This window comes from Agromyces sp. NSFZ (assembly GCF_056156205.1).
Genome location: NZ_CM149585.1, coordinates 3,864,062 through 3,891,032 on the forward strand (window position 1 = coordinate 3,864,062; position 26,971 = coordinate 3,891,032).

The 26,971-nt window shown below is 71.4% G+C and carries 31 protein-coding genes; 17 read left to right on the plus strand and 14 right to left on the minus strand.

The annotated features are described in order from the left end of the window. Positions 1 to 4 precede the first annotated feature (4 nt). Positions 5 to 952, plus strand: coding sequence for a phosphoribosylaminoimidazolesuccinocarboxamide synthase (locus ACVFI9_RS18330; protein ID WP_474763609.1), 948 nt, complete (start codon positions 5 to 7; stop codon positions 950 to 952). Between the two features lie 88 nt (positions 953 to 1,040). Here ACVFI9_RS18330 and ACVFI9_RS18335 read toward each other — a convergent pair whose 3' ends face one another. Together ACVFI9_RS18335 and ACVFI9_RS18340 are read right to left on the minus strand one after the other, a co-directional pair. Further along, positions 1,041 to 1,565 carry a DUF1269 domain-containing protein gene (locus tag ACVFI9_RS18335; protein WP_474763610.1) on the minus strand — a complete coding sequence of 175 codons (525 nt, stop codon included), beginning with the start codon at positions 1,563 to 1,565 and terminating at the stop codon, positions 1,041 to 1,043. A 246-nt stretch (positions 1,566 to 1,811) separates the two neighbouring features. Further along, on the minus strand, positions 1,812 to 2,645 hold the full coding sequence (locus ACVFI9_RS18340) for an SGNH/GDSL hydrolase family protein (RefSeq protein WP_474763611.1): 834 nt from the start codon (positions 2,643 to 2,645) through the stop codon (positions 1,812 to 1,814). Positions 2,646 to 2,776: 131 nt separating this feature from the next. Between ACVFI9_RS18340 and ACVFI9_RS18345 the strand changes: the two genes are divergently transcribed. After that, the gene (locus tag ACVFI9_RS18345) at positions 2,777 to 3,619 is read left to right on the plus strand and encodes a VOC family protein (RefSeq protein WP_474766311.1); all 843 of its coding nucleotides are present in this window, start codon (positions 2,777 to 2,779) and stop codon (positions 3,617 to 3,619) included. A 24-nt stretch (positions 3,620 to 3,643) separates the two neighbouring features. On the opposite strand, the gene ACVFI9_RS18350 is transcribed toward ACVFI9_RS18345, so the two are convergent. Then, on the minus strand, positions 3,644 to 4,297 hold the full coding sequence (locus ACVFI9_RS18350; RefSeq protein ID WP_474763612.1) for a TetR/AcrR family transcriptional regulator: 654 nt from the start codon (positions 4,295 to 4,297) through the stop codon (positions 3,644 to 3,646). A 303-nt stretch (positions 4,298 to 4,600) separates the two neighbouring features. Between ACVFI9_RS18350 and kynA the strand changes: the two genes are divergently transcribed. From kynA to ACVFI9_RS18385, 7 genes are all read left to right on the plus strand, one after another. Beyond that, positions 4,601 to 5,392 (plus strand): tryptophan 2,3-dioxygenase, encoded by a 792-nt coding sequence (gene kynA / locus ACVFI9_RS18355; RefSeq protein WP_474766312.1) that lies wholly within the window; start codon positions 4,601 to 4,603, stop codon positions 5,390 to 5,392. A gap of 3 nt (positions 5,393 to 5,395) precedes the next feature. Beyond that, positions 5,396 to 6,481: an amidohydrolase family protein gene (locus ACVFI9_RS18360; RefSeq protein WP_474763613.1), complete on the plus strand. Its 1,086-nt coding sequence runs from the start codon at positions 5,396 to 5,398 to the stop codon at positions 6,479 to 6,481. 32 nt (positions 6,482 to 6,513) lie between these two features. Next, on the plus strand, positions 6,514 to 7,737 hold the full coding sequence (locus tag ACVFI9_RS18365; RefSeq protein ID WP_474766314.1) for a kynureninase: 1,224 nt from the start codon (positions 6,514 to 6,516) through the stop codon (positions 7,735 to 7,737). Positions 7,738 to 7,849: 112 nt separating this feature from the next. Continuing rightward, positions 7,850 to 8,356 carry a hypothetical protein gene (locus ACVFI9_RS18370; protein ID WP_474763614.1) on the plus strand — a complete coding sequence of 169 codons (507 nt, stop codon included), beginning with the start codon at positions 7,850 to 7,852 and terminating at the stop codon, positions 8,354 to 8,356. Further along, positions 8,353 to 8,634, plus strand: coding sequence for a hypothetical protein (locus ACVFI9_RS18375; protein WP_474763615.1), 282 nt, complete (start codon positions 8,353 to 8,355; stop codon positions 8,632 to 8,634). The genes ACVFI9_RS18370 and ACVFI9_RS18375 overlap by 4 nt, the downstream gene beginning before the upstream one ends. Before the next feature lies 1 nt (position 8,635). After that, the gene (locus ACVFI9_RS18380; protein ID WP_474763616.1) at positions 8,636 to 9,001 is read left to right on the plus strand and encodes a hypothetical protein; all 366 of its coding nucleotides are present in this window, start codon (positions 8,636 to 8,638) and stop codon (positions 8,999 to 9,001) included. A gap of 10 nt (positions 9,002 to 9,011) precedes the next feature. Then, positions 9,012 to 10,304: an MFS transporter gene (locus ACVFI9_RS18385; protein WP_474763617.1), complete on the plus strand. Its 1,293-nt coding sequence runs from the start codon at positions 9,012 to 9,014 to the stop codon at positions 10,302 to 10,304. A gap of 18 nt (positions 10,305 to 10,322) precedes the next feature. On the opposite strand, the gene ACVFI9_RS18390 is transcribed toward ACVFI9_RS18385, so the two are convergent. Continuing rightward, a complete protein-coding gene (locus ACVFI9_RS18390; protein WP_474763618.1) occupies positions 10,323 to 11,663 on the minus strand; it encodes a wax ester/triacylglycerol synthase domain-containing protein in 1,341 nt (446 codons plus the stop codon). 89 nt (positions 11,664 to 11,752) lie between these two features. Here ACVFI9_RS18390 and purS point away from each other — a divergent pair, with 89 nt between their 5' ends. The 3 genes from purS to lhgO all read left to right on the plus strand — a co-directional run bounded on the left by purS (position 11,753) and on the right by lhgO (position 14,062). Then, positions 11,753 to 12,088: a phosphoribosylformylglycinamidine synthase subunit PurS gene (purS, locus tag ACVFI9_RS18395; RefSeq protein WP_474763619.1), complete on the plus strand. Its 336-nt coding sequence runs from the start codon at positions 11,753 to 11,755 to the stop codon at positions 12,086 to 12,088. Between the two features lie 11 nt (positions 12,089 to 12,099). Beyond that, positions 12,100 to 12,798, plus strand: a complete 699-nt coding sequence (gene purQ, locus ACVFI9_RS18400; RefSeq protein WP_474763620.1) for a phosphoribosylformylglycinamidine synthase subunit PurQ — start codon at positions 12,100 to 12,102, stop codon at positions 12,796 to 12,798. 61 nt (positions 12,799 to 12,859) lie between these two features. Further along, on the plus strand, positions 12,860 to 14,062 hold the full coding sequence (gene lhgO / locus ACVFI9_RS18405; RefSeq protein WP_474763621.1) for an L-2-hydroxyglutarate oxidase: 1,203 nt from the start codon (positions 12,860 to 12,862) through the stop codon (positions 14,060 to 14,062). Positions 14,063 to 14,343: 281 nt separating this feature from the next. On the opposite strand, the gene ACVFI9_RS18410 is transcribed toward lhgO, so the two are convergent. The 3 genes from ACVFI9_RS18410 to ACVFI9_RS18420 form a co-directional block, all read right to left on the minus strand. Then, positions 14,344 to 15,804: a catalase gene (locus ACVFI9_RS18410; RefSeq protein WP_474763622.1), complete on the minus strand. Its 1,461-nt coding sequence runs from the start codon at positions 15,802 to 15,804 to the stop codon at positions 14,344 to 14,346. A 117-nt stretch (positions 15,805 to 15,921) separates the two neighbouring features. Then, positions 15,922 to 16,464, minus strand: a complete 543-nt coding sequence (locus ACVFI9_RS18415; protein WP_474763623.1) for a Fur family transcriptional regulator — start codon at positions 16,462 to 16,464, stop codon at positions 15,922 to 15,924. Between the two features lie 59 nt (positions 16,465 to 16,523). After that, a complete protein-coding gene (locus tag ACVFI9_RS18420; protein WP_474763624.1) occupies positions 16,524 to 17,057 on the minus strand; it encodes an adenine phosphoribosyltransferase in 534 nt (177 codons plus the stop codon). Between the two features lie 119 nt (positions 17,058 to 17,176). Here ACVFI9_RS18420 and ACVFI9_RS18425 point away from each other — a divergent pair, with 119 nt between their 5' ends. From ACVFI9_RS18425 to ACVFI9_RS18445, 5 genes are all read left to right on the plus strand, one after another. After that, positions 17,177 to 17,638 carry a DUF3817 domain-containing protein gene (locus ACVFI9_RS18425; protein ID WP_474763625.1) on the plus strand — a complete coding sequence of 154 codons (462 nt, stop codon included), beginning with the start codon at positions 17,177 to 17,179 and terminating at the stop codon, positions 17,636 to 17,638. Between the two features lie 258 nt (positions 17,639 to 17,896). Beyond that, positions 17,897 to 19,687 (plus strand): ATP-binding protein, encoded by a 1,791-nt coding sequence (locus ACVFI9_RS18430; protein WP_474763626.1) that lies wholly within the window; start codon positions 17,897 to 17,899, stop codon positions 19,685 to 19,687. 124 nt (positions 19,688 to 19,811) lie between these two features. After that, positions 19,812 to 22,148, plus strand: coding sequence for a phosphoribosylformylglycinamidine synthase subunit PurL (gene purL, locus ACVFI9_RS18435; protein ID WP_474763627.1), 2,337 nt, complete (start codon positions 19,812 to 19,814; stop codon positions 22,146 to 22,148). A 7-nt stretch (positions 22,149 to 22,155) separates the two neighbouring features. Next, entirely contained in the window at positions 22,156 to 22,659 is a 504-nt protein-coding gene (locus ACVFI9_RS18440; protein ID WP_474763628.1) for an NUDIX hydrolase, read from the plus strand. A gap of 2 nt (positions 22,660 to 22,661) precedes the next feature. Continuing rightward, complete coding sequence (locus ACVFI9_RS18445; RefSeq protein WP_474763629.1) at positions 22,662 to 22,910, plus strand: hypothetical protein; 249 nt, start codon at positions 22,662 to 22,664, stop codon at positions 22,908 to 22,910. A gap of 131 nt (positions 22,911 to 23,041) precedes the next feature. Here ACVFI9_RS18445 and ACVFI9_RS18450 read toward each other — a convergent pair whose 3' ends face one another. The 7 genes from ACVFI9_RS18450 to ACVFI9_RS18480 form a co-directional block, all read right to left on the minus strand. Continuing rightward, on the minus strand, positions 23,042 to 23,611 hold the full coding sequence (locus ACVFI9_RS18450; RefSeq protein ID WP_474763630.1) for a hypothetical protein: 570 nt from the start codon (positions 23,609 to 23,611) through the stop codon (positions 23,042 to 23,044). Continuing rightward, the gene (locus tag ACVFI9_RS18455; protein ID WP_474763631.1) at positions 23,608 to 24,027 is read right to left on the minus strand and encodes a pilus assembly protein CpaE; all 420 of its coding nucleotides are present in this window, start codon (positions 24,025 to 24,027) and stop codon (positions 23,608 to 23,610) included. Before ACVFI9_RS18455 ends, ACVFI9_RS18450 begins: the two co-directional genes overlap by 4 nt. 10 nt (positions 24,028 to 24,037) lie before the next feature. Next, positions 24,038 to 25,195, minus strand: a complete 1,158-nt coding sequence (locus tag ACVFI9_RS18460) for an alcohol dehydrogenase catalytic domain-containing protein (protein WP_474763632.1) — start codon at positions 25,193 to 25,195, stop codon at positions 24,038 to 24,040. Positions 25,196 to 25,207: 12 nt separating this feature from the next. Continuing rightward, positions 25,208 to 25,351, minus strand: coding sequence for a hypothetical protein (locus ACVFI9_RS18465; RefSeq protein WP_474763633.1), 144 nt, complete (start codon positions 25,349 to 25,351; stop codon positions 25,208 to 25,210). Between the two features lie 150 nt (positions 25,352 to 25,501). Next, a complete protein-coding gene (locus tag ACVFI9_RS18470) occupies positions 25,502 to 25,720 on the minus strand; it encodes a hypothetical protein (protein ID WP_474763634.1) in 219 nt (72 codons plus the stop codon). Continuing rightward, positions 25,717 to 26,637 (minus strand): SDR family NAD(P)-dependent oxidoreductase, encoded by a 921-nt coding sequence (locus ACVFI9_RS18475; RefSeq protein ID WP_474763635.1) that lies wholly within the window; start codon positions 26,635 to 26,637, stop codon positions 25,717 to 25,719. Before ACVFI9_RS18475 ends, ACVFI9_RS18470 begins: the two co-directional genes overlap by 4 nt. Next, positions 26,634 to 26,960, minus strand: coding sequence for a chorismate mutase (locus ACVFI9_RS18480; RefSeq protein ID WP_474763636.1), 327 nt, complete (start codon positions 26,958 to 26,960; stop codon positions 26,634 to 26,636). Before ACVFI9_RS18480 ends, ACVFI9_RS18475 begins: the two co-directional genes overlap by 4 nt. Positions 26,961 to 26,971 lie beyond the last annotated feature (11 nt).

A 26,971-nucleotide genomic window follows, 5' to 3' on the forward strand; every position in this document is an offset into this window, starting at 1 on the left:
TCCGATGAGCAGCGACGCGAGCGAGCTGGCCGGCTGGACGCACGTCTACTCCGGCAAGGTCCGCGACCTGTACGTGCCCGCGACGACCCCCGACGATGACGACGACTGGACCGGCGACCCGCTGCGCCGTTCGCGCGTCGTGCTCGTGGTCGCGAGCGATCGCGTCAGCGCGTTCGACCACGTGCTGGAGCCCGCGATCCCCGGCAAGGGCGCCATGCTGACCAGGCTCACGCGCTGGTGGTTCGACCACCTGCCCGGGGTGCCCAACCACCTCGCCTACGCCGAGGACGACCGGCTGGCCGACATCCCCGAGATCCCGGCACAGGTCGCCGAGCGGGCGACCCTCTGCCGCACGCTCGACATGTTCCCCATCGAGTGCGTGGTGCGTGGCTACCTCACGGGCGGCGGCTGGAAGGAGTACCAGGAGACCGGGGCCATCGGCGGCATCCCGCTGCCCGACGGTCTCTCGAACGGCGACCGGCTGCCCGAGCCGATCTACACGCCCGCGTGGAAGGCGCCGCTCGGCCAGCACGACGAGAACATCTCGTACGAGCGCACCGTCGAGCTCGTCGGCGAGACCGTCGCCGAGCAGCTGCGGGCCCTCTCGCTCGAGATCTTCGCGCACGCCTCCGACGTCGCCGAGAGCCGCGGGGTGATCCTCGCCGACACGAAGTTCGAGTTCGGCGCCGACCGCGACACCGGCATCGTGACGCTCGCCGACGAGGTGCTCACGAGCGACTCGAGCCGGTACTGGGATGCCGAGGCGTATCTCACGGCCGCAACGCCCGACCTGCGCATGGCGAGCTTCGACAAGCAGATCGTGCGCGACTGGCTCGCCGCGAACTGGGACGAGCACGAGCTCGAGGAGCCGCCGACGCTCCCCCACGAGATCGTCGAGCGCACCGCCGAGCGCTACCGAGCGCTGCTCGAGCGACTCACGCTCGGGCTCTGAGGCCGGTGCCGCGGGGCGCGTCGACGTCGCGGCCGTGCGCGCCAGGCGTCACGAGTTCCGCGCCGGAGTCACCGCCGGCCCGCCCCGGCTACGACGAGATCGCCTTCGCGATCTCGTCGCCCCCTTCGTCGATCGCCTTCTGCAGCGCCTCGTAGTCGTTCCGGTCGATCGCCTTGTCGATCTTCCTGAGCGCCTTCGACAGCGCCGCGTCGATGCGGTCGAGATAGCGGTCGTCGATCACCGCGACGATGGCCGATGAGCCCTTCGGCAGGGTCTCCTCGAGGTCGACGCCGATCTTCTTCTCCTCATGGCGCTCCGCGAGCTTGCCGGCGATCGCACCGACGCCCGCGCCGACGGCGGTCGCCGCCAGGAGCGGGGGTGCGAAGAGCCCGAGCACGAGGCCGGCGCCTCCGCCGATCAGCGCGCCGCCCTTGACATGCCCCGTGCCGTGCTCGTCGACACTGACACGTCCGTCCTCATCGCGGTGCATCACCACCGACTGCACGACCTCGAGATCGGCCTCTTCGGCAGCCTTGAGCGCCGTGTAATCGGCAGCAGCGGCGTCAGCGTCCTCGTACGTCGCCACGTACAGCAGCAGGTTGTCCATCCCCATGGTCGCTCCTTCGACGTGGGCGCCCGAGGGCCTCGGCGCCGATGACCACCCCACCGTACGCAGCACCTGGGCGGCCGACCCGGGTCTTTCGTCCCGCTGGGTTCCCATCACGTCTCCCGCGATCGCCTCGACGGGGCACACCGGCACCAGTGCGGAAACGCACTGGGCGATGGGCATCGGCGGCATCACCTCTGAGGGATCACGGGCACAAGGCCGCGCTCGACCGGCCGGCGGCCGACTGCCGACTCACTTGGCCGGCGAGAACCCGGCCGCGATGATGGCGTCGGCGTAGGCGAGGTACCCGGCGTCGTTCGGGTGGAACGCCTCCGCCGACGGCGGGGCGATGATCCACTCATCCGTGGAACCGATGCCATGTCCCGCGAACGACTGCGTCACGTCGACGTAGACGAAGCCCGAGCCGGCTGCCGTGACGGCGGCCTGGATCACCCCGTTGAGCGCCATGATGCCCTGGTTGACCACCGCGATGATCGACGGATCCACGGGCGCCGTAGGCGCGAGCAGCAGCGGGTAGCCGGTGACGTAGACCGTGGCGTTCGGGGCCGCCTCGCGGATGGCGGCCAGGGTGGCCGCCAGGTCGGTCGCGAGCTGAGGCAGGAGCGCCTGCGCCTGGGCCACGGCGAGGAGGCACTGCTCCTGCGTGCCGGTGAGGCAGGTGCCGGCCAGCGCCGCGACGCCCAGATGGTTGGCGCCGACGGTCAGCGTCACGGACTTGGTGCGGTGATCGAGCCCCCCGAGCTGGGTGTCCACGACGACGTCGGTCGTGGCGCCGATGCAGCCGCGGAGGTCGGTGTGCGCCTGGCCCGGCTCGTCGGCGAGGAGGGCTGCGTACCCGTCCGGGCTCGTGAAGCAGGGGTCGCCCGGGGTGTAATCGCCGCCACCGAAGCCGGCGGCGTAGGAGTCGCCGAGAGCGACATACGAGACCTTGACGTTGGCGGCATGTTCGGGCGGACCGCCGGCGACCGCTTGTGCCGGCCCGGCGGCGAACGTCGTCGAGAGGGCGGCGATCATCAGGGCGCCGAGGAGCGACGCCCGCTTGCGAGGTGTGGTCAAGGCGCTCATGCGCCGGACCATACTCTCCGCATGCCGATGCCGCCACCCCTCGGGGAATGATCGGCTGCCCGTCAGAGTTATCATTAGTTGTGACTACAACCAATGGGCTCCCCTCGACGGGTCTCGCCGCCGATACCGGCATGGGCGCCGTGACCCTGAAGGTCGGCGACCTCGACGCGATGATCCGCTACTACCGCGACGGTGTGACGCTCGAACTGCTCCGCCACGACGGCCCGGTCGCCGTGCTCGGCCGCGGCACGACGCCCGTCGTGATCCTCGAATACGCGCCCGAGCTGAAGCACGCCGGCCCCCGCACTGCCGGCCTGTTCCACACCGCGATCCTCTTCGACTCGCGCGCGGCGCTGGCATCCGCCGTCTACTCCGTGGCGCTGAAGCATCCGGGCACCTTCACCGGCAGCTCCGACCACCTCGTGAGCGAGGCGTTCTACTTCAACGACCCCGAGGGCAACGGCGTCGAGCTCTACTTCGACCGCGACCGCTCGCAGTGGAGCTGGACGCACGGCCAGATCGAGATGTCGACGCTGTTCCTCGACCCGAACCGGTACCTCGGCGAGCACCTCACGCAGGACGCCGCGGATGCCGCGACCGCCGGCACCGGCCTCGGCGACGCGATCGTCGGCCACGTGCACCTCTCGGTGGGCGACATCGCGAGCGCGCGCGAGTTCTACGTCGACCGCCTCGGCTTCGACCAGACCACGACGTACGGCAGCCAGGCCCTCTTCGTCTCGGCCGGCGGCTACCACCACCACATGGCCATGAACACGTGGAACAGCGCCGGCGCAGGCCGGCGCGGCCCGGCGCTCGGGCTCGGCAAGGTCGAGATCGTCGTGCCCGGCGCCGACGACCTCGGCGAGATCGGCGAGCGGATGTCGCACTACGGCGTCGCGACGCGCGACGACGGTCGCACCCTCGCCTTCGACGACCCGTGGGCGAACCTCATCGAGGTGCGTCCGGCGGTCTGATGCTCGCCCGGCGCGCGGCGACGATCAGGACTCCGGCGCGGGCCGCGGCCCCTTCTGGTGCGACATGTCGTGGAACGCCTCGAAATCGAGGCCGGCACCTGGCACCGGCGTCAGGTCGGGCCGCGCGCGCAGGCCGTCGAGGACGACGACCAACTGCCTGCGCCAGTAGGGCAGGTAGGTGCCGCCGTATTGTCCGAGCGAGCCGAGCATGTCGACCAGCACGGCGAGGTCGACCGCGGTGACGTCCGAGCGCAGCGACCCCTCCGCCTGGGCGCGGGCGACGATCCCCTCGACGGGTTCGGCCCACTCGGTCCCCGGTCGATGGTCGGGCTCGATCTCCGCCATCCGACGCATGACCGCCGGAACATACGGCGCCGCGGCGAGCCACGCGGCGAGCCGCTCGAGGCAGAGCTCCACCGACCTCCATCCGGTCTCGGCGGCGATGATCTCGGGAAGGAGGTCGCGGACCTCGCCGACGCCGAGGTCGTACAGTTCGCGCACGAGGGCCTCGCGGTTGGGGAAGTGCCGATACACCGTGCCCGCCCCGACACCCGCGCGAGTGGCCAGTTCATCGAGGGGCGCGTCGATGCCGCGTTCGGCGAACAGGACCCTCGCCTCGGCGAGGAGTCGCTCGTGGTTGCGCCGGGCATCCCGCCGCGGCGACGTGGGCGGGTTCACGGGATTCAGCCTACCCGTCGATTCATCCGGTAGTATTCGGAGGGTCAACTCCGTTTCGATTCCGGACCGGCGGCGACCGCCCTCTTGGGGGAGAGGGACGCGGTGCGGCGGGCGAATGGGTCGGTGCGTCCGGCCGGGGGCCGCCCGCCGCATCCCGACCGGACCCGACCGAACCCGGCACGATCGGCCCATGGGGCGCGCGACTAGGCTGAGCGGGTGGCCGACACCGATCAGCACGAGCAGCCCGTCACCGACAACACGCGTCGAATCGAGGCATCCGTCGTCACGGACTTCCGCGACCGGATGAGCTACGGCGGCTACCTCGACCTCGACACCCTGCTCTCGGCGCAGCGGCCGATCTCGCGGCCCGAGCACCACGACGAACTGCTCTTCATCATCCAGCACCAGACCACCGAGCTCTGGCTGAAGCTCGTGCTGCACGAGCTGGAGACGGCCTGCGAGCTCATGCGCGCCGACGACCTCGCGCCGGCCCTCAAGTGCATCGCGCGCGTCAAGCACATCCAGAAGACGCTCACCGAGCAGTGGTCGGTGCTCGCGACGCTCACGCCGACCGAGTACGCGCAGTTCCGCGGCGTGCTCGGCAACGCCAGCGGGTTCCAGTCGTACCAGTACCGTGCGGTCGAGTTCGTGCTCGGCAACAAGAACGCGAAGATGCTCCAGGTCTTCGAGGCGGATGCCGCAGCCGGGGCGATCGTGCGGCGAGCACTCGAGGCGCCGAGCCTCTACGACGAGTTCCTCCGGCTGCTCGCACGAGCCGGCTACGACATCCCCGCCGACGTGCTCGAACGGGACGTGACCCGGGCTTGGACGTTCCGGCCCGAGCTCGTCGAGGTGTTCACCCGCATCTACGCCGACCCCGAGCACAACTGGGCCGCCTACGAGACCTGCGAGGAACTCGTCGACCTCGAGGACAACTTCCAGCTCTGGCGGTTCCGGCACCTGAAGACGGTCGAGCGCATCATCGGCTCGAAGACCGGCACGGGCGGGTCGAGCGGAGCCCCCTTCCTGAAGCGCGCCCTCGAGCTCACGTTCTTCCCCGAGCTCTACGCCGTGCGCACCGAGATCCCCGGTTGACGGATGTCGCACGCCGCCTCGTCCCCTGAGCCTGCCTCGGTCCCTGAGCCTGTCGAAGGGCCACGCGTCGCGTCGGCCTCGACGGGCTCGGCGGACGGACTCCTGCTCGACCTCGGCCCGCTCGCCGCGCCCGTCCGCCGCTCGATGAACGGCGAGCACCCCGGCGAGATCGGCACCATGCTGCCGCCACTCGTCGATCACCACGTGCACCTCATGATCGTGGGCGCTCACGCGCTCGCCGACACCGCGCTCGCGGGCGTGGTCGACCTCGGCGCCCCGCTCGACCTGCTCACCGAGCGACGCGCACACGACGGACTGCCGCGCGTCGAGTTCGCGGGCACGTTCCTCACGGCCCCCGGCGGCTACCCCGTCGGTCGTTCGTGGGCCGTGCCGGGCTGTGCGCGGGAGGTTCCCGCAGCCGCGGGCGACGGGCGTGGCTCGCTTCCGAGCCCAGCCGAGACGGCCGTGTCGGAGCAGCACCGGTTCGGGGCGTCCGTCATCAAGGTCGCGCTCAACGCCGCGGCAGGGCCGGTGTTCGACCGCACGACGCTCGACGCCGTCGTGGCCGCCGCGCACGAACGCGGCATGTCCGTGGTCGCCCACGTCGAGGGCGACGGGATGACCCGGCTCGCGATCGACGCGGGCGTGGACGTGCTCGCGCACACGCCCTTCACCGAGCGACTCGACGACGAGCTCATCACGCGCGCCGCGGCAGCGGGCCAGCGCTGGATCTCGACGCTCTTCGTCACGAGCTACGGCGCGGCGTCGGAGCCGTCGCCGGAGCGCGACCTCGCCCTCGACACCCTGCGCCGGTTCCACGCCGCGGGCGGCCGGGTGCTCTACGGTACCGACCTCGGCAACGGCGACCAGCCGCTCGGCGTGAACCCGGTGGAGGTGGCGCTGCTCACGATGGCCGGCCTCGAGGCATCCGAGGTGCTCGCCGCGGTCTGCGACCCGTGGCCGCGCAGCGAGCGCGACGAAGCCGTCGCGACCTTCGTGCCCGGCCCGCCGCCCGGCGCGCTCGACGAACTCGCAAGCTGGCTCGCAACGGCCTGCCTCGTGCCGGCCGAGGAACTGGAGGTCCGGTGACCCTCGATCCCCACCTCGCCTATGCCCGCCGCATGGATCGCGCCGACGGGCTCGCGCATTACCGCAAGCGGTTCGCGGGCGCCGACACCGACCTCGTCTACTTCGACGGCAACTCGCTCGGTCGGCCGCCGCTGTCGGCGATCGCGCGCATGGAGGGGTTCCTGCGCGACGAATGGGGCGGGCGGCTCATCCGCGGATGGGACGAGTCCTGGATGCAGCTGCCGTTCGAGGTCGGCGACCTGATCGGGCGTGCCGTCATCGAGGCGAAGGCCGGTCAGACCGTGGTCGGCGACTCGACGACCGTGCTCCTCTACAAGCTCGCGCGCGCGGCGGTCGACGCACAGCTCGTGCGCGATCCGGCCCGGCGCGAGATCATCGTCGACAGCGACAACTTCCCGACCGACCGATTCGTGATCGAGGGCATCGCCCGCGAACGCGGCATGCACGTGCGGTGGATCCGGGTCGACACCGCCTCGGGCGTGACGAGCGAGCAGCTCGCCGAGAAGGCCGGCCCCGAGACGGCGCTCGTCGTCATCAGCCACGTCGCGTACCGGTCGGGCTACCTCGCCGACGCACAGGAGCTCACGCGCATCGCGCACGATGCCGGCGCGCTCGTCCTGTGGGACCTCTGTCACTCCGCCGGGTCCGTACCCGTGCACGCCGATCGGTGGGAGTTCGACCTGGCCGTCGGATGCACCTACAAGTACCTGAACGGCGGTCCGGGCTCGCCCGCCTTCGCGTACGTGCGCGACGACCTGCAGGACGTGCTCGCGCAGCCGATCCAGGGCTGGATGGGTGCCGCGGACGTCTTCGCGATGGGGCCCGAGTACGTGCCGGCGCGGGGCATGCGTCGCTTCCTCAGCGGCACGCCGCCGATCGTGGGCATGCTCGCCATGCAGGAGACGCTCGCCATGATCGCGGAGGCCGGCATGCCCGCCATCCGCGAGAAGTCCGTAGCACTCACGGAGTTCGCCATCTCGATCGCTGAGGAGTGGCTCGCGCCGCTCGGCGTCACGCTCGCCTCGCCGCTCGACCCGGCCCAGCGGGGCGGCCACGTCACCCTGCGGCATCCGGCCATGCGCGAGGTGACGGCCCGGCTGTGGCAGCAGGACGTGATCCCCGACTACCGCGACCCGAGCGGCCTGCGCATCGGGCTCTCGCCGCTCTCGACGAGCTTCGAGGAAGTGCACCGGGGACTCGCGGCCACGCGCGACACCCTGCGCACCGTGCTCACCGAGCGGGCCGGGCTGGCCTAGGCGGTGCGGCTCGACCTGTCAACGCCCTCGACTCGAGAGGAGAACGGGGTGAGACTGCTCCGTGTGGCGCCCCCTGACCCCTGGAGGCGCGCCGATCGAAGGAGCGACGAGCATGAGCGACGAGCAGACGACACGCACCGACGCCGAGAAGACGACCGGAGGCGCGACCACCGTGCCGCCCACCACGCCCGTGGACTCCGAGTCCGCAACGGGTGCGACGAGCACCACCCCGACGACCTCCGCGACCTCGACGGGCGCATCGACCACCCCATCGACGAGCGGGACGACCGGCACGACCGGCACGACCACCGGCTCGACCGGCTCGACCGGCTCGACCGGCACGACCACCGGCTCGACCGGCACGACCCCGGGCTCGCCGTTCGACAAGGCCATCGACGCCGCCACCGACACCGCGAAGAAGGCCAGTGCCCGCCTCAGGGAGGCGGCCGAGAACGCCGACCTCGATCACTTCGCCAATGAGGCGAAGCGCGTCACGGGCAATTGGAGCGAGCGCATCAGGGCGGAGTACGAGCGCCGTCCCGGCGTCGTGATCGGCGCTGCGGTCGCCGGTGCCGTGGTGCTCGGTGCGATCGCCCGTGCGCTGGGACGCCGGCGATGAGCGACGTCGGCGCAGCCGACGACATGGGCGGTTCGGACGGTACGGAGCAGGCCGGCCGACCGAAAGGTACGAGCGGCTCCTACGGCGCACCCGGTCGCACCGTGCCCGATCCGAAGCAACCGGTGACCTCGATGGATGCGGCAGCTGCCGACGCGGAAGCCGACTCCCCCGAGGACCCGGCGGCCCACGGCGGTCCCGAGCTGCACGACCTGCCCTCCACCGAGACGGGCGTGGTGACCGATGACGCGTCGAAGGACCACGGAGTGGGGCCTGCCTGACATGCGCGCCGACGACGAGCGGCAGGTCGAACCGGCGATCGGCGAGGCGAAGGCCGCGGCCGACCGGGCGTCGCGCGCGACGGAGGAGACGCTCGATGCGATGCGGGCGGCTGCCGTGGATGCCGCCTCGCGTGGCGCGGAGGCGGTCTCGGCGGCATCCGCCAAGGTCGAGGCGGTCACCGAGGACGCACTGGATGCCGCCGAGGGCGCACTGGACGCCACCGAAGACCTCGCCGAGGACGCGGCGGAATGGCTCGAGCAACAACGTCGGGAGCACCCGGCGCTCGCGATCGCCGTGGCCGCGGCGGCGGCCGCAGCCCTACTCGCCGCGATCGCCGCGATCGCCCGAACCCTGTTCCGGCGGTAGTCTCGCCCCCGTGAGCAACCCTGCACCGCCACGGCGCGCGGGCCTGCGTGCGTGGTCGATGGTGATCGGGCTCGGCTTCGTGAGCCTCGCCATCGACATGGTGTCCGACGGCGCGATCTCGGTGAGCGGCGCGCTGCTCGAGGAGCTTGGCGCGTCCGCCGTGCTCGTGGGCACGGTCACCGGCACGGCGACGGCGATCGCCCTCGTGCTGCGCCTGGTCACCGGCCCGTGGGCCGACCGGAGTCGCGCGTACTGGGCGTTCACGATCGTCGGCTACGCCATGAGCGCGGTGAGCGTGCCGCTCCTGGCCCTCACGCCCGTGCTCGGGTCGGTGTCCCTCGCCGCAGCGAGCGCGTTGCTCATCACCGAGCGCACCGGCAAGGCCGTGCGCGGACCGGCGAAGACCGTGCTGCTGGCCGACGCTGCGGGCGCGGTCGGACGCGGCAGGGGCTTCGGCGTGCACAAGCTGCTCGATCAGGTCGGCGCCTTCGCCGGACCGCTCGTGGTGGCCGGCGTGGCCGCGGTCACGGGCGCGCTGTGGCCCGCGTTCCTCGTGCTGATCATCCCCGCCGCCGTGGCGATGGTGCTGTTGTCCTGGCTGCGGGCGCGGGTGCCCGACCCGAGCGTCTACCGCGTCGCCGGCGTCGCGCCCGAGGCGGCGGCAACGGCCGAGGCATCCGCTGCACCGGTGCGGATGTCGCTCGCCGCCCGCCTGTCGGGCCTCGCCGCGATCCCAGGCCACGTGCGGACGACCTTCGTGCTGTTCGCCGCCTTCGCGGCGATCACGACGTTCGGCCTGCTGAGCTTCGGAATCGTGTCGTACCACCTCGCCGCCGCCGACCTCGTGCCGATCGCGGCCGTGCCGCTCGTGTACGCGGCCGGCATGGCCGCGGCCGCCGTCGGCGCCCTCCTCACCGGGTGGGCGTACGACCGCATCGGAACCTCGGTGCTGCTGGGGGTGCCGGTGCTCACGGCGTTCGTCCCGGGCCTCGCGCTCGGCGGAGGCGTCGCGCTCGTGTCGGTCGGCGTCCTGATCTGGGGGCTGGCGACCGGCGTGCAGGATTCGACCGTGAAGGCGCTCGTCGCCGACCTCGTGCCGGCCGACCAGCTCGGTTCGGCGTACGGATGGTTCGCCGTGTTCCAGGGGCTCGGGGCGCTCGCCGGAGCCGTGGTCGCCGGCGCGTTGTACGAGGACCTGCCACTGCTCGTGGCGCTCGTGGTGGCGCTGCAGCTCGTGGCATCCGTACTGCTCGTGGTGGTGCTGCGGCGTCACCGGAGCGAGCGGCCGGCGCACCTCGGGTGACGCGCCCGAGCAGGCAGCTCACGCGAGCGCGGCGATGCGCGCGAACTGCTCGCGCATCGTGCCGGCGAACACGTCGGCCGGCAGCGCATCGGCGTCGCAGTGCACGCCGCACCGGAGCATGCCGTCGTACGAGAGCGCCGCGACGCCGAGCCGCACGTTCCCCTGGAGCGCGCCGACCGGCCACACGCGTTCGAGCGGTGCTCCGGCGAGGGCGAGCGGATGCCGCGGGCCCGGCACATTCGACACGAACACGACGATCAGCCGTTGGTAGCGCACGAACCGCTTGAAGAGCCGGGAGCCGAACCGGGTCCTGGTGAGTTCGTACTGCCCGCGGGCGCGGGCGTCCTCCTTGCGCACACGGGTGAGCTCGGCGATGCGCCGCAGGCGTGCCGCGGGATCCGCCTCGCCGGTCGGCAGCGGCACGAGCATCACGCCGACCGCGTTGCCCGACCGTCCGCGTTCGCGCAGCGCGACGGGCACGCTCGCGGGCAGGGCCGGCGGCACGGGCTCCCCGCGAGCGCGGAGCGCCGCCTCCGCCGCCGCGACGGCCGCCGCGAGCAGCGCGTCGTTCACGGTCGCACCCACCGTCGCGGCTCCCGCCGCAAGGGTGTCGAGCGGAGTGTCGACGAAGGCCACGCCCCGGCGCGGTCCGATCCGCCCGAGCAGGACGGTGCGAGGCACCGCGCGGTGGAACACGGCCACCGTTCGCACCCATCCCGACGCCAGCATGCGGAGCCTCGCGCGCAGGCCGCGGCGCGACGCGGCGGGGGCCGGCGCGGGCGCTCCGGGCGCGGGGGCTCCGGGCGCGGTGGCGTCCGGAGTGGGTGCCGCCGCGGCATCCGGTCGGCTCGTCGCATCCGTCGCGGTCGTCGCGTGCGGACCCAGCAGCTGCTCGACGAGCCGCACGGCGGCCACGCCGTCGGCCATCGCGTGGTGGATGCGCAGGACCATGCCCGCGCGCCCCGGCGCGACGCCCGGCACCACGAGCACCTCCCACAGCGGGCGGTCGATCGGGAACGGGGTGACCATGAGCCGCGCGCACAGCGCCTCGAACCCGGCCCGCCCGTCGACCGGTTGCAGTTGCCGCACGTGCCGTTCGAACTCGATGGGGGCCGACTCCCAGACCAGGACCCGTCCAGCGGGAACCACCCGCTGCGCCATTCGGGGGATCGCCGCGACGTGCTCGCCGAGCGCCGAGCGCAGGGCTGCGAGGTCGACTGTGCCGTCGGGCGCCACCGGCCCACCGGGTGCGAGCACTCCGGCCATCAGGAACGCGTTCACCTGGTCGGGCGCGTCAATCTCGATGTTCGAGGCATCGGCGGCGGAGAGCCGCTCCCGCCTCCCCGCCGGGTCGGTCATGGCGGCAGTCTACGTACGACGACATCGCGCCGCCGGGTGCCCGGTAGAATCGAGGCATCCACCCCCTCGACACCGGACGGAGAACCTCGGTGCCCACCATCGTCGTCGACGTGATGCCCAAGGCCGAACTGCTCGACCCCCAGGGGAAGGCCGTCGCCGGAGCCCTCGCCCGCACCGGACATTCCGGCTTCACCGGCGTGCGCATCGGCAAGCGCTTCGAGCTCACCGTCGATGGTCCCGTCGACGACACGCTCCGTGCCGGCGTGAAGCAGATCGCCGAGGAGATCCTGTCGAACTCGGTCATCGAGGACGTCGTGGGCATCCACTACGTGGAGTCGAACGCCGAGCTCGCCGAGGAGGCCACCCACGTGGCACCCGAGCACGGCGACGAGGGCTATGTGGCCCCGGCCGGCGAGACGCACTGAGAGGCCATCGCATGCGCATCGGCGTCATCACCTTCCCCGGCTCGCTCGACGATCGCGATGCGCAGCGCGCCGTGCGACTCGCGGGCGCCGAGCCCGTGGCCCTCTGGCACGGCTCGCACGACCTCGAGGGCGTCGACGCCCTGATCCTGCCCGGCGGCTTCAGCTACGGCGACTACCTGCGTTGCGGCGCGATCGCCTCGCTCAGCCCCATCATGAGCGAGGTCACGGATGCCGCGAACAAGGGCATGCCCGTGCTCGGCATCTGCAACGGCTTCCAGATGCTCACCGAGGCGCACCTGCTCGAGGGCGGGCTGATCCGCAACGACCACGGCTCGTTCATCTGCCGCGACCAGAAGCTGCGCGTCGAGAACACCTCGACCGACTGGACGACCGGGTTCGAGCAGGGCCAGGAGATCACCATCCCGTTGAAGAACGGCGAGGGCGGCTTCATCGCGTCCGACGAGACCCTCGACCGGCTCGAGGGCGAGGGGCGCGTGGTGTTCCGCTACGTCGACGTGAACCCCAACGGCTCGCTCCGCGACATCGCGGGCATCTCGAACGAGCGCGGCAACGTGGTCGGCCTGATGCCGCACCCCGAGCACGCCGTCGAGCCGGGCTTCGGCCCCGACACCGCGGCCGCCATGCGGTCGGGCGTCGACGGGCTCGGGTTCTTCACGAGCGTCGTGCGCCGCGCCCTGGTCGAGGCGTAGCGCCCGCCGTACCGGATCCCACTCGTTTGCGCCGTCATCGCGGCACCGTGATGCTTGGCATGTGACGACGGAGCGCATCGGCATCATCGGCGGCGGGATCATCGGCGTCGCCCTCGCCCGTGAGCTCGCGCTGCGCGGGCTCGGCGAGGTGACGGTGTTCGAGAAGGAGCGCCGGCTCGCCGAGCACCAGACCGGTCGCAACTCGGGGGTCGTGCACGCCGGGCTCTACTACCAGCCCGGCTCGCTCAAGGCGGAGCTCTGCGCTGCGGGCCGCGTGGCGATCCGGGCGTTCTGCGAGGAGAAGCAGCTCCCCTACCGCGAGCTCGGCAAGCTCGTGGTCGCCGTCGACGAGTCCGAGCTCCCGGCCCTCGCCGAGATCGAACGCCGCTCGATCGCGAACGGCGTGCCCGACCTCGCCAGGATCGACGACGCCGCCCGGCTTCGCGAGATCGAACCGCACGTGGCCGGCGTCGCGGCAGTGCACTCCCCGCACACGGCGGCGGTCGACTACGTCGAGATCACCGAGGCGATGGCGCAGGATGTCCGCGCCGCCGGCGGCGACATCCGCCTCGGCCAGGAGGTCGTCGGCCTCGACGTCGAGCACGGTCGCGTGCGCCTGCGCACCGAGGTCTCGGAGCACGTGTTCGACCGGGTCATCGCGTGCGCCGGCCTGCAGTCCGACGTCGTGGCGCGGATGGTGGGCGCCGATCCGTCGCCGAAGATCCTCCCGTTCCGCGGCGAGTACTGGGCGCTCGCGCCCGAGCGCGCCCACCTCGTGAACGGCATGATCTATCCGGTGCCCGACCCGAGGTTCCCGTTCCTCGGCGTGCACTTCACGCGGGGAGTGTACGACGACGTGCACGTGGGCCCGAACGCCGTGCCGGCGCTCGCACGCGAGGGATACGGATGGCTCACGATCTCGCCGCGCGACACGTGGGAGTCGCTCAGGTGGCCTGGCGCCGGCGCACTCGCGCGGCAGCATTGGCGCATGGGGGTCGATGAGATCAGCGCATCGCTCCTCAAGTCGCGCTACTTCCGCAAGGCCCGGCGCTTCGTCCCCGAACTGTTGCGCTCCGATCTCGTCGCGAAGACGGCCGCGGGCGTGCGCGCGCAGGCCTGGGGACGCGACGGCGCGCTCCTCGACGACTTCGCCGTCGATCAAGTGGGACCCGTGACGCTGCTGCGCAACGCGCCGTCGCCGGCCGCCACGTCGTCGATCGCGATCGCACGGTACGTGGTCGAGCACCAGCTGCGCGAGCACTAGCGGGGGAAGTCACGACCGCCCCGGGTCGAGAAGTCGCGTTTGCAGGGTGCGACTGCGCAAACGCGACTTCTCGATTGAGCGCGGGCGGAATGGGTGCCCGCAGGTCGCGGAGCTGCAGCGTGCCATAGCGACAAGTCGCGTTTACAGGGTCGCACCGTGCAGCTGCGACTTCTCGATTCTGCGGCAGGTGGAGTGGGCGACCGACGCGCAATGGGCACGCGCGACGGGCGAGCGCCCGGCCCCTCGAGGAGACCGGGCGCTCGGGACATCCGCGAGACCGGTTACGCGGCGGATGCCTCGGTGCCGACCTGTGCGCGCAGCGCAGCGCCGAGCTCGGCGTCGACGTTGGTCCAGTACTGGAAGAACCGCTCGCGGATCGCGTCGACCGTGATCGCGTTGCCCTGGCCGGTCAGGGTCGCGAGGAAGCGCGCCTTCGCCTCGGCCGTGAACACGTCGCGGTAGAGGGTGCCGGCCTGGCCGAAGTCGTCGTCCTCCGCGTGCAGGGTGGCCGCGGCCCGCGTGAGCGCACCGTCGGACTCCCAACCGCCCTCGCCGGCGCGGGCCGGGTCGGCGACGGGCCCGCCGAAGGAGTTCGGCGCGTACACCGGCACGTCGGGGTGGTTGAAGCCGTGGCGCTGGGCGCCGTCCTGCGAGTAGTTGTGCACCGGCGCGGCGTGCGGCGCGTTCACCGGGATCTGGTTGTAGTTCGTGCCGACGCGGTACCGCTGCGCGTCGGGGTAGCTGAACACGCGAGCCATGAGCATCTTGTCGGGGCTGATGTCGATGCCCGGCACGATGTTCGCGGGCGAGAAGGCGGCCTGCTCGATCTCGGCGAAGAAGTTCCGCGGGTTGCGGTTGAGCGTGAAGTGGCCGACCTTGATGCGCGGGTAGTCCTGCTTCGACCAGGTCTTCGTGAGGTCGAACGGGTTGAAGCGGTAGGTCTTCGCCTCCTCGTACGGCATGACCTGCACGTACACGTCCCACGTCGGGAACTCGCCGCGCTCGATCGCCTCGTACAGGTCGCGGCGGTAGTAGTCGGCGTCGGCCCCGGCGATCGCCTCGGCCTCGTCGGCGCCGAGGTGCAGGTCGCCCTGGCGGCTGAGGAAGTGGTACTGCACCCAGAACCGCTCGCCGTCGGCGTTGATCCACTGGTACGTGTGCGAGCCGTAGCCGTTCATGGTGCGCCACGACTGCGGCAGCCCGCGGTCGCCCATGAGGTAGGTCACCTGGTGCGCCGACTCGGGCGAGAGCGTCCAGAAGTCCCACTGCATGTCGGCGTCGCGCAGGCCCGAGCCCGGGAGGCGCTTCTGCGAGTGGATGAAGTCGGGGAACTTGATGCCGTCGCGGATGAAGAACACGGGCGTGTTGTTGCCGACGATGTCGTAGTTGCCCTCGGTGGTGTAGAACTTCAGCGCGTACCCGCGCACGTCGCGCCACGTGTCGGGCGAGCCCTGCTCGCCGGCGACCGACGAGAAGCGCAGCAGCATCTCGCTCGTCGCGCCGGGCTGGAACACGGCCGCACGCGTGTAGCGGGAGACATCCTCGGTCACGACGAACTCGCCGAACGCGCCGCCGCCCTTCGCGTGCACGATGCGCTCGGGGATGCGCTCGCGGTTGAACTGGGCGAGCTTCTCGACGAGGTAGCGGTCGTGCAGCACGGTGGCGCCGTCGGCGCCGGCCGTGAGGGAGTGCGCGTCGCTGGCGACCGGGGCGCCCGTCTGCGTGGTCGTATAGTCCGTCATGACTTCCTCTTCTCTCGTGGCCCGGCGGGGTTTCCGGGCACGTCGGGGCGACCGGGTCGACGGTGATCCGGTCAGGTCTTCGGGGGTGCGGATGCCGCAGCCGCGGGTTGACGTCGGCTACGTCGGCTCGGCGATGGCCGCGGCCGCCGCAGCCGCCGCCTCCGCGTCTTCGACGCAGGCGGGGCAGGTGCCCCAGAAGGTGACCTCGGCCTCGGCGACCCGGAACCCGCGCGTGCTGCTCGGGGTCAGGCAGGCGGTCTCGCCGACCACGCAGTCGACGTCCTCCACCCGGCCGCACTCGCGGCACACGAGATGGTGGTGGTTGTCGCCGACACGGCGTTCGTACCGAGCGGAGGACCCGGCCGGCTCGATACGGCGCACGAGCCCCGCGTCGGCGAAGGCGCCGAGCACACCGTAGACGGCCTGCAGCGACGTGGTCGGCAGCCCGGCGCGCACGACGCGGAACACCGTGTCGGCATCGGCGTGCGGATGCTCCGAGAGCGCGCGCAGCACGGCGACGCGCGGAACCGTGACCTTGAGGCCGGCGTCGCGGAGCGTCTGCGCGAGATCGTCGGCCGCGTCGGCCGGACCGGTGCCGGCGGCGCCGTCGACGGCGACCGTCGTGCGCGGCGCAGCCGCGGTGGCATCCGACCTCGTCATGGACTCACCGTAGCGCGAGTTTTGAATGACTCAAAACAACTGGGGAACGCTCAGGTCTGTCAGTAGCGGAGCAGCGAGAAGACCTCGTACCGGTCGCCGAGTGCGGCCCGACCCCCGAGCGCCTCGAGCTCGAGCACGACCGAGATGCCCGCGACCTGCCAGCCCGCGCGCTCCACGAGTCGTGCCGCCGCGCCGACCGTGCCGCCGGTCGCGAGCACGTCGTCGACGATGAGCACGCGCGATCCGGGCGGCAGCTCTCCCTCGTGCACCTCGAGCGCGGCCTCGCCGTACTCGAGCGCGTACTCCTCGCGCAGCACCGCACGCGGCAGCTTGCCCGCCTTGCGCACGGTGAGCACGCCCGCCCCGGTGAGCGCGGAGGCGGCGCCCGCGATGAGGAACCCGCGCGCCTCGACGCCGCCGATGTCGTCGAACCGGCCGGCGAACGGGTCGGTCAGGCTCGTGGCGAGGGCGTGCAGGGCCGGGCCGCTCGCGAACACCGGGGTGAGGTCGCGGAACGTGACACCCGGCTCGGGGAAGTCGGGAATGGAGACGATGAGGCGCTCGACGAGCTCGCGCGCGGATGGCTCGGTCACCGGCACAGGCTATCGCGCGGCCTCGGCCGCAGACGTGCCGCCGGCCGGTCAACCCTTCGTACGATGCGGCACCCAGGAGCCACCTGCGACGATGGACGGACCCCGACCTTGGAGCATCCGTGTCCCCGAAGCGCCTCTTCCGCACCCTCGCCTTCGCCGAAGCCGTCACCTGGACCGGCCTCATCATCGCCCTCATCCTGAAGTACGCCGCCGGATTCGACGGCGCCCTCTTCCCGGCCGGAGCGGTGCACGGCTTCGTCTTCCTCGGCTACGCGTTCACGGCGGTGCTCGTGGGCGTCAACCAGCGCTGGAGCATCGGCCTGATCGTGTTCGGCGCGCTCACCGCGATCGTGCCGTACGCGACCATCCCGTTCGAGCTGTGGCTCATCCGTCGAGGCCGGCTCGAGGGCGACTGGCGACGTGAGTCCACCGAGCATCCGGCCGACGGCAACTGGGTGAACCGGATGCTCCGCTGGTTCCTCGCCCGGCCGGTGCTGCTCTCCGTGGTCGCCGTGGTCGGCATCGCCGCGGTGTTCACGGTACTGCTCATCATCGGGCCGCCCGGGGGACGCGAGGCCTGAACCGCAAATGGCGGCCAAGCGGCGGGCGCTGCGGTGCCGCGCACGTTATGGGCGTGTCCGCCACTTGAGTTTGGCGTCCGGCCGCGGGAACGCATCCCTTGCGTTTCCGATCGCCCCGTCCACACCGCTGCCGAGTTGGCTCACGACACCGTCCCCTGAAGGACGAAGTTGCAGAGAGCGAATGATCGTCAATCGACATCAGTGATGCTACAGTGACCGATCACTGAACTACAGTGATCCCACTGCAGCGGAGGCGCAATGGAGACGAGCCAAGGAGAGCTGACCGAGATCGTCCAGCAGCTTCAAAGAGCGGGCACCGACCTCCGCCATATCGAAGCGAAGGCAGCGGTCGGCGGCCTACCGAAGAGCCTGTGGCCGACCATCAGCGCGTTCAGCAATCACGGGGGCGGCGTCGTTCTGCTGGGACTCGACGAGTCCAACGGTTTCGTGCCGGCCGAGGGCTTCGATGCGATCGCGATTCGGGATGCCGTCTCCGACGCCTTTCGGCCGCGCCGTTCCGCGGATGGCGCAGGCCCGGTCACGCCCCGACCCCTCGGGACCATCGACGTCGATGAAGTGGGCGGCTCGCCGGTGGTGGTCATCGACGTGGCCGAACTCCCCCCAAGTCAGAAGCCGTCTTTCGTTACTGCCCAAGGAAAGGAAGGGGGAACCTATGAACGCGTCGGCGACGGCGACCGACGAATGAGCACTTACGGCGCATTCCTCCTTTCCACCGATGGTGCGCAGCCGCACGAGGATTCGATGATGGTCGATGGTGCTTCCATCGACGACCTCGACCCTGGCCAGGTTTCACGATTCATCACACGAGTCCGACGAACACGCCCCAGGTCCGTCGCGGATCTGAGTCACGACGCCGACATACTGCATCGGCACAATGTGCTCGCCGCTGATCGGAGCACTCCCACGCTGGCGGGCCTCTTGGCGCTCGGGCGCTATCCCCAGCAGTTCTATCCGCAGGCGATCATCACCTTCGCGGTCTATCCCGGACGGACCAAGGCGGACGTGATCGGAGACGTACGCATGTTGGATCGGCGAATCATCGAAGGATCCATTCCCGTGATGGTCGATGATGCCGTCCTCGCCATCTTGGAGAACCTGAAGACGCGGCGGATCTCGCGTGGTGCCGGTGCCGTCGATGAACCTGAAGTACCCGTCGATGCACTTCGTGAGGCTGTGACCAATGCACTGACCCATCGCGACTACAGCGCGTGGGCGCTCGGTGAGCAAGTCAGAGTCGAGATGTTTCCGGACCGAATCGAAGTGTCCAATCCCGGAGGAATCTGGGGAGGCCGACGTGTCGTGGATCTCTATGATGGCAGCTCGCGTTCCCGTAACCAGGTCCTCGCCGCGCTGCTGACCGAAGTCCCTCTGCCTGGGCGGGACGAATCGGTTTCCGAGAATGCGGGGTCGGGAATTCCGCGCATGACAGGGGTTCTCGGCAGGGCCGGGCTCCCAGCGCCGAAGTTCCTTCCCACCGTGACGAGCATGACGGTCGTACTCGACCGGCATGGCCTCTTGAATCCCGACAGCTCGGATTGGCTGCGGTCCATCGGCGCCGACAGCCTCGAGCCGGACCTTCAACGCGCGCTCGTACTCGTTCACCGCGGAAATGCCGTGGACGATCAGATTCTGCGCGCCGCGCTCGTCATGGACAGCGAAGACGCAAAGCATGTACTGCGTCGCCTGGTCGACGAAGGCTGGCTCGCGTTTCCCCCGCGGATCGGGGAGGCGTACCGACCAGGACGAAGACTGATCGCCGGCGAGCTCAACGCACGCTCGCTCTTCGAAGGCTTTCCCGCGGAGGCCAACGAGCTACAGGCTGCGAGCCCGCTCGACGAGAGGATACTGAATGCCGTTCGCGAGCGTGGTGAGCTAGGTATCAACGAGCTGGCGCGCTATGCGCAGAGCACGCCGGGAGCCCTGCGTCCCCGGCTCCGGGTTCTCGTAGCGCAGGGTGCGCTCATCGCAACGGCGCCGGCACAAAGCAAACACCGCAGGTATCGCATCGGCGACTCGACCGCACTGTGACTGGCCACCGGGCCGAGGACGCCACGGCATCCGGCCTGCTCACGTGAGCGGCGCGGGTAGACTTGCACGGTCAGGCATCCGCCCGCGGCATCCGCCCGCCGCCGTTCTCTGGAGCTCGCCACTCGTGACCACCGAAACCTCCGCCACGACCGCTGCCCCGACGCCGGTGCTCGACACCGTCGAGGTCGCCGCATCCACTCCCGAGAAGGAGCAGCCCTACGCCGCGCTGGGCCTGAAGCCCGACGAGTACGAGCGCATCCGCAACATCCTCGGGCGGCGACCGACGAGCGCCGAACTCGCGATGTACTCGGTCATGTGGAGCGAGCACGCCTCCTACAAGTCGAGCAAGATCTACCTGCGCCAGTTCGGCAAGAAGGTCACGCCCGAGATGAAGCAGCATCTCATGGTCGGCATCGGCGAGAACGCCGGCGTGCTCGACATCGGCGAGGGCTGGGCGGTCACGTTCAAGATCGAGTCGCACAACCACCCGTCGTTCATCGAGCCGTTCCAAGGGGCGGCGACCGGGGTCGGCGGCATCGTGCGCGACATCATCTCGATGGGCGCGCGCCCCGTCGCCGTCATGGACGCGCTGCGCTTCGGCGCCATCGATCACCCCGACACCGCTCGCGTCGTGCACGGGGTCGTCTCGGGCATCAGCTTCTACGGCAACTGCCTCGGCCTGCCGAACATCGGCGGCGAGACGTGGTTCGACCCGACCTACCAGAAGAACCCGCTCGTCAACGCGCTCGCGGTGGGCGTGCTCCGGCACGAGGACCTGCACCTCGCCAACGCGAAGGGACCGGGCAACAAGGTCGTGCTCTTCGGCGCCCGCACGGGCGGCGACGGCATCGGCGGCACGTCGATCCTCGCGTCCGACACGTTCGCCGAGGGCGGGCCGACGAAGCGCCCGGCCGTGCAGGTGGGCGACCCGTTCGCCGAGAAGGTGCTCATCGAGTGCTGCCTCGAGCTGTTCGAGGGCGACCTCGTCGAGGGCATTCAAGACCTCGGGGCCGCGGGCATCTCGTGCGCCACCTCCGAACTCGCGGCGAACGGCGACGGCGGCATGTCGATCGTGCTCGACGACGTGCTGCTGCGCGACCCCTCGCTCACGCCCGAGGAGATCCTCATGAGCGAGAGCCAGGAGCGCATGATGGCGATCGTGCGACCCGAGAAGCTCGACGGCTTCATGGAGGTCGTGAAGAAGTGGGATGTCGAGACCAGCGTGCTCGGCGAGGTCAACGACTCGGGCCGCCTGTCCATCACGTGGCGCGGCCAGGAGATCGTGAACGTCGACCCGCGCACCGTCGCCGTAGACGGCCCCGTGTACGAGCGCCCGGTCGCCTACCCGTCGTACCAGGACGCGCTGCAGGCCGACGGGGCATCCGGCCTCGCCCGCCCGGCCGACGACGCGGGCGACGAGCTGCGCGCGCAGTTCCTGCAGCTGATCGGCTCGGCCAACCAGGCGGATGCCGCGTGGGTGACGAACCAGTACGACAAGTACGTCATGGGCAATACCGCGCTCAGCTACCCCGACGACGGCGGCATGATCCGCGTCGACGAGGAGTCGGGGCTCGGCGTCGCCCTCGCGACCGACGCGAACGGCCGCTACTCGCAGCTCGACCCGCGCGAGGGCGCGAAGCTCGCGCTCGCCGAGGCGTACCGCAACGTCGCCGTGACCGGCGCCAAGCCCATGGGCATCTCGGACTGCCTGAACTTCGGCTCCCCCGAGAACCCCGAGGTCATGTGGCAGTTCTCCGAGACGATCGAGGGGCTGAGCGACGGATGCCTCGAGCTCGGCATCCCCGTCACGGGCGGCAACGTGTCGTTCTACAACCAGACGGGTGACGTGCCGATCCACCCGACCCCTGTGATCGCCGTGCTCGGCGTGATCGACGACGTCGCGCGTCGCGTGCCGAGCGGCTGGCAGGACGACGGCCACAACATCTACCTCCTCGGCGACACCCGCGCCGAGCTCGACGGCTCCGCGTGGGCCGACGTCGTGCACGACCACCTCGGCGGACGCCCGCCGGCCGTCGACCTGCAGCGCGAGAAGGCGCTCGCCGAGCTGCTGCAGGCCGCGGCGCTCGAGGGACTCGTCGACTCGGCGCACGACCTCAGCGACGGCGGCCTCGCGGTCGCGCTCGCCGAAGCCGTCGGCCGCTTCGGCGTCGGCGCGCGCATCGTGCTCGACGAGGTGCGGGAGGACGCCGGCGTCGACGCGGCCACCGCGCTGTTCTCGGAGTCGACGGGCCGGGTCATCGTGTCGGTTCCCCGTGAGGACGACGTGAAGTTCCGCGGGCTCTGCGAGGGCCGCGGCTACCCGGTGCGCCGCATCGGCGTGACGGATGCCGCGTCGGGCGCGCTCGAGCTGCAGGGCCTGTTCACCGTGCCGCTCGACGAGCTGCGCACCGTGAACCGCGCTCCGCTCGCCGACGCGTTCGGCCCGATCGTCGGATACTGAGCGACCGGTGAGCGACCCGCGCACCGCCCGCCAGACGTACCCCGCGCTCTACGCGGCGGAGCACGGCGGGTTCAGCGTCGTGCCGGCCGCGTACGTGTTCCTCGTCGACGGCGGCCGCGTGCTCCTGCAGTTGCGGGCCGACACCGGCTACTACGACGACTGGTGGGCCGCGTCGGCCGCCGGCCACGTCGAAGCAGGCGAGCCGGTGACCCGGGCGATCGTGCGCGAGGCATCCGAGGAGCTCGGCGTCACGCTCGCCGAACGCGACCTCGAACCGCTCACCACGATGCATCGCACGGCCCCTACCGGACTCGCCGTCGACCAGCGCGTCGACTTCTTCTTCGCGTGCCGCGCGTGGAGCGGCACGCCCGCCCTGCAGGAGGAGAAGGCCGCCGACCTGCGCTGGTTCGATCTCGCCGCGCTGCCCGAGCGGACCGTGCACCACGAGCGGTTCGTGCTCGAGGGCTGGCGCGACGGCACGCTCCCCGCCATCACCGCGTTCGGGTTCTGAGCATGGAGCTCGTGCCGCCGATCCTCGCCGGGCTGTTCGCGGCGGCGCTCGCGGTGGGCACGACCGTGCGTGCGGTGCGAGCGCCGCACGGCCAGCGCCTGCGCGCCGCATTCGGCCCGATCATGGGCGCCGGCGAGGTCTACCAGGAGTTGCACACGGGTCAGCAGGGCCTGCAGGACTCGGTCATCGAGTCGATCCAGGAAGCCGAGGCGCGCCCGTCGCGCACCGACGGACGCGCCGACGACGACTGACGGGAGCATCGCGGCTCGTCCGGCCGGATTCGGTTTCCCCAGGGCTCGCGTCGAATCCCCTCACATGAGGCCGCTTCGACACGAGGGGGAAGCACAGCGGATCTCCCCACCTGCGACACTCCGGGTGATGCTCAGGCACCCTCTGGCGGGTGCGCGAGCAGGTCGGCGCGGTCGCGCAGGTACGCCTCGAGCGGCGTGAGGGCATCGGGCTGCGACGGGCTCCAGCGCACGCGCACCTCGCCCGTGGCGGCGTCGACCACGAGCGGGCCGGATGCCCCGGCGCGGCCGAGCTCGTCGAGGTCGACCGGCGCCGCATCGAAGCTCACGGTCTCGCCCTCGGGGATCCCGCCCTTCACGGCGGCCGCGCGGAAGGCCCTCTGCTGCGCCACGGACTCGGCGGTCACGCTCTTGCGGGCCGGTCGCTCGGCCCGCACGACACGTCCGGTCGCGTACAACGCGCCGCCGTCCTCGGCATCGAGGAGCAGCACGCCGAGCCGCCACACCCGGCCGGTCGGGGTCATCCGGGCGGCGCGCGGAATCCCGAGCACCCGCCGTTCGGGCACGAACTCGGCGAGGACCTCGGAACGGGCGCCGCTCGACCGCAGCTCCTCCGCGACCTGCGCGACGAGGTCGCGCACCCGGGCGACCGCCGGGCCCGCGGCATCCGGCCCCGCGGCATCCGGCCCCGCGGCATCCGTCATCGCGACCTCCCGACGAGCTCGAGGAGCGCCAGGCCGTAGGCCTCCGCGACATCCGGATGCTCGAACCGCAACTCGTCGCCGGCCACCTCGATGCGCACCTCGAACGCGTCCTCGAGCCGGCTGAGCGACCGGAACGTCGCCCGCAGCAACTCGCGAAGCTGGTCTTCGCGCGGCAGCCACACCGCATCGGCGAAGGCGACCGAGTCGAGCGCCCACTCGGTCGTGCCGTTGAACGCGAGGATGGTGCCGGTGGGATATCGCCGCGCCTCGATCGTCATCTCGCTCACCGTGAACACGTCGGCCTCGACCTCGGAGTCGACCTGGTCGGGCAGGTCGAGTTGGAAGCGGTCGCCGGACTCGGGATGCCACACGAGACCGGCATCGCGCAGTGCGAGCGCGAGGTCCCGGGAGATCATCACCCCATGGTCACACGGCGCGGCGTCCGGGCGCCACGCCCACCCGCACGTGGACGCCCGACGCCGCCTCGGCGACAGCCTGGTCGAGGTCGGCGAGCGGATGCGTCGAGCCGACGAGCTCGTCGAACGGGTACGAGCGCCACGACCGCTCGAGGAACGCCAACGCGTGCCGCAACTGCTCGCCCGTCGCATCCCGAACCGACTCGATCGTGACGAGCCGGCGCACGAGCGAATCGGCGTCGAGGCACACCTCGGACCCGCGTGGCACGCTGCCGACGAGCACCGCGACGCCGCCGGCACCGAGCACCTGCACGGCGGTGCGCACCGCCGAGGCGGCTCCGGAGGCCTCGATCGCCACGAGCACCTCGTCGCGTCCGCGCCGCTCGAATCCGACGAGGGCGGTGCCGAGGCTGTCGGGTGACGTGGGGCGCGCGCCGGGGTCCACGGGCACCGCACCGAACCGGCGGGCGAACTCGCGGCGCGAGGCATCCGGATCGGACACGATCACTTCGGCGCCCGCCTCGATCGCCATCGCCGCCGCCGTGAGTCCCGTCAGGCCGGCGCCCGTCACGAGCACGAGCGCGCCGGCGAGATCGACCCGCGCGGATGCCGCGTCGATGGCCGCCATCGCCGTCGCCGCCGTGCACGCGGCGGGCGCCAGCACACGGCTCGGCACGTCCTCGGGCGCGCGCACGATCGCGGTGCCCGGTCGCAGTTGCACATGGGTGGCGAATCCGCCCGAGAGCTCCCAGCCGCGGTGGACTCGTTCGTGGCCGTAGCGTCCGAGGGTGCGGCACGCCTGCGGAACCCCGCGCGTACAGCGATCGCACTCGCCGCAGCTCACGGTCGTCGACCAGACCACGCGGTCGCCGAGCTCGAGCGGCACGCCGTCGACGCGGCTCACGCCCTCGCCGACGGCGACGACACGCCCCACCTGCTCATGGCCGAGCACGAGGGGCGCGGGCGCGGGCTGCTCGCCGTGCACCACGCGCAGGTCGGCGCCGCAGATGGTGGCGAGTTCCACCTCGACGAGGGCCCCGCCCGGCGCGAGACGCACGCCCGGCGCGGCGAGGGCGTCGTGCGGCCGCCCCGGTTCGTTCCACACCATCGCGACGGGAGAGGGCTTCACGATGACGTCCAGGTCGCCGACCCGGGTGATGGTGTGCATGGGACGCTCCGGCTATCGGCGACGGCGGCGCAGGCCCGGCGCGAGCCCGAGCAGGTCGACCATGACGTCGACGTCGTGCTCGTCGACCTCGCCGGCCCCCCATCGCTCGAACAGGTCGACGATCGCGGCGTCCGCCGCACTGCGCTGTGTGGACATGCCGATCACCGTATGCAACCGGCGGCAACACCACCCGACGCAATGGTTGCCCGCAGGTGAACCGCGTGCGACCGTCGCGGGTCGCGGGCGGTCGTCCGAATGGAAAGGTCGCAGATGCACGGTGCGACCCTGCAAACGCGACTTCTCGATTCAGGTGCTGCCGTGCGACCCGTCGGAGCCACCGCGGATGCGCGCGGGCCCGAGCGCGGCGCCGAGCCCGACGACGATGACCCCGGCGAAGAGCAGGCCCCACCGGGCGGTGAGCACTCCGATCAGGCCGAGCACGACGCCGATCACCACGACGACGCGCGCGAGGACTCGCCGCACTCGCGGCGACGAGAACCATCCCCGACGCGTGCCCTGGGTCATCCGCCGACCGTGAACGCCCGGTCGGTCACCTCCTCGGCGAACGTCCAGACGCGCGCCCCGAGGTCGGCGTCGGTCGAGACCCGCGTGGGCCGCTGCAGCACCGGCGCGCCGCGCGTGAGGTACCGCGGCCCCCAGTACTGGCCGCCCGCGACGTCTGCGGCGGTGAGCGCGTACAGCGGCACCTCGGCGCCGCGATGCTTGCCCTGGGCGAACGGCGACTGCAGCGCATCGGCGAACCGGCTGCTGCGGCTCGGCTCGTTGACTCCGGGAACGTGCGGCGTGCGTCCGCTGATGGAGTAGCCGGGGTGTGCGACGACGCTCACGATCGAGGATCCCGCGGCCCGAAGCCGCCGGTCGAGCTCGAAGCCGAGCACCTGCGTCGCGATCTTCGACTGCGCATACGCACGCCAGGCGTCGTAGCCGCGCTCGAGCTGCAGGTCGTCGACGCGGAACGTCGACAGCCGCGTCGAGAGCGACCCGAGCGAGACGATGCGAGCGCCCGGCGTCAGGTGCGGGAGGAGCCGGCCGAGCAGCGCGAAGTGCCCGAGCACGTTGGTCGCGAGCACCAGCTCGTTGCCGTCGACCGACGCACGCCGGGTCATCGGCGTGTGCACCATGCCCGCGTTCGCGACCACGCCGTCGAGCCGAGGCTCGCGCAGGAGGCGTTCGGCACCCTCGGCGACCGAGTCGAGCGAAGCCAGGTCGATCACCACGGTCTCGACGGATGCCGCGGGCCGCACGCCGCGGATCGCGGCGGCCGCCGCCTCGAGCCGCTCGGCACTGCGCCCGCTCAGCAGCACGTGCGCACCCGCGCCGGCGAGCCGCGCCGCCGTGAAGAAGCCCAGACCGGCGTTCGCGCCGGTCACGAGCACCCGCCGCCCGGCCTGGGGCGGCAGGGCGACGGGGTACCAGCTCACAGTTCGCCGGTCGTGCCGTTGGCCAGTTCCTCGTGGTGCTGGATGACCTCGGCGACCACGAAGTTGAACCACTTCTCGGCGAACGCGGGATCGAGGTGCGCGTCGACGGCGAGCGCTCGGAGCCTCGCGATCTGGCGGCGCTCCCGTTCAGGATCGCTCGGGGGCAGGCCGTGCTCGGCCTTCAGCCGGCCCACCTGCTGGGTGAACTTGAAGCGCTCGGCGAGCAGGTGGATGAGGGCGGCGTCGATGTTGTCGATGCTCGACCGGATGCCGAGCAGTTCGGTCATCGCGGCATCCCGTTCGTCGATGGGTCCGTCGCTCATACCTCGACCCT

Coding starts and splice junctions, on each gene's coding strand:
- ACVFI9_RS18465 (WP_474763633.1), bottom strand. CDS start 25,351: ATGTCCACACAGCGCAGTGCGGCGGACGCCGCGATCGTCGACCTGTTC.
- ACVFI9_RS18345 (WP_474766311.1), top strand. CDS start 2,777: ATGGGCGCCGTGACCCTGAAGGTCGGCGACCTCGACGCGATGATCCGC.
- ACVFI9_RS18340 (WP_474763611.1), bottom strand. CDS start 2,645: ATGAGCGCCTTGACCACACCTCGCAAGCGGGCGTCGCTCCTCGGCGCC.
- ACVFI9_RS18480 (WP_474763636.1), bottom strand. CDS start 26,960: ATGAGCGACGGACCCATCGACGAACGGGATGCCGCGATGACCGAACTG.
- ACVFI9_RS18365 (WP_474766314.1), top strand. CDS start 6,514: ATGGATCGCGCCGACGGGCTCGCGCATTACCGCAAGCGGTTCGCGGGC.
- ACVFI9_RS18445 (WP_474763629.1), top strand. CDS start 22,662: ATGGAGCTCGTGCCGCCGATCCTCGCCGGGCTGTTCGCGGCGGCGCTC.
- ACVFI9_RS18335 (WP_474763610.1), bottom strand. CDS start 1,565: ATGGGGATGGACAACCTGCTGCTGTACGTGGCGACGTACGAGGACGCT.
- ACVFI9_RS18450 (WP_474763630.1), bottom strand. CDS start 23,611: ATGACGGATGCCGCGGGGCCGGATGCCGCGGGGCCGGATGCCGCGGGC.
- ACVFI9_RS18470 (WP_474763634.1), bottom strand. CDS start 25,720: ATGACCCAGGGCACGCGTCGGGGATGGTTCTCGTCGCCGCGAGTGCGG.
- ACVFI9_RS18370 (WP_474763614.1), top strand. CDS start 7,850: ATGAGCGACGAGCAGACGACACGCACCGACGCCGAGAAGACGACCGGA.
- ACVFI9_RS18460 (WP_474763632.1), bottom strand. CDS start 25,195: ATGCACACCATCACCCGGGTCGGCGACCTGGACGTCATCGTGAAGCCC.
- ACVFI9_RS18380 (WP_474763616.1), top strand. CDS start 8,636: ATGCGCGCCGACGACGAGCGGCAGGTCGAACCGGCGATCGGCGAGGCG.
- ACVFI9_RS18360 (WP_474763613.1), top strand. CDS start 5,396: ATGTCGCACGCCGCCTCGTCCCCTGAGCCTGCCTCGGTCCCTGAGCCT.
- purQ (WP_474763620.1), top strand. CDS start 12,100: ATGCGCATCGGCGTCATCACCTTCCCCGGCTCGCTCGACGATCGCGAT.
- ACVFI9_RS18415 (WP_474763623.1), bottom strand. CDS start 16,464: ATGACGAGGTCGGATGCCACCGCGGCTGCGCCGCGCACGACGGTCGCC.
- ACVFI9_RS18330 (WP_474763609.1), top strand. CDS start 5: ATGAGCAGCGACGCGAGCGAGCTGGCCGGCTGGACGCACGTCTACTCC.
- ACVFI9_RS18390 (WP_474763618.1), bottom strand. CDS start 11,663: ATGACCGACCCGGCGGGGAGGCGGGAGCGGCTCTCCGCCGCCGATGCC.
- ACVFI9_RS18410 (WP_474763622.1), bottom strand. CDS start 15,804: ATGACGGACTATACGACCACGCAGACGGGCGCCCCGGTCGCCAGCGAC.
- ACVFI9_RS18430 (WP_474763626.1), top strand. CDS start 17,897: ATGGAGACGAGCCAAGGAGAGCTGACCGAGATCGTCCAGCAGCTTCAA.
- ACVFI9_RS18455 (WP_474763631.1), bottom strand. CDS start 24,027: ATGATCTCCCGGGACCTCGCGCTCGCACTGCGCGATGCCGGTCTCGTG.
- kynA (WP_474766312.1), top strand. CDS start 4,601: ATGAGCTACGGCGGCTACCTCGACCTCGACACCCTGCTCTCGGCGCAG.
- ACVFI9_RS18375 (WP_474763615.1), top strand. CDS start 8,353: ATGAGCGACGTCGGCGCAGCCGACGACATGGGCGGTTCGGACGGTACG.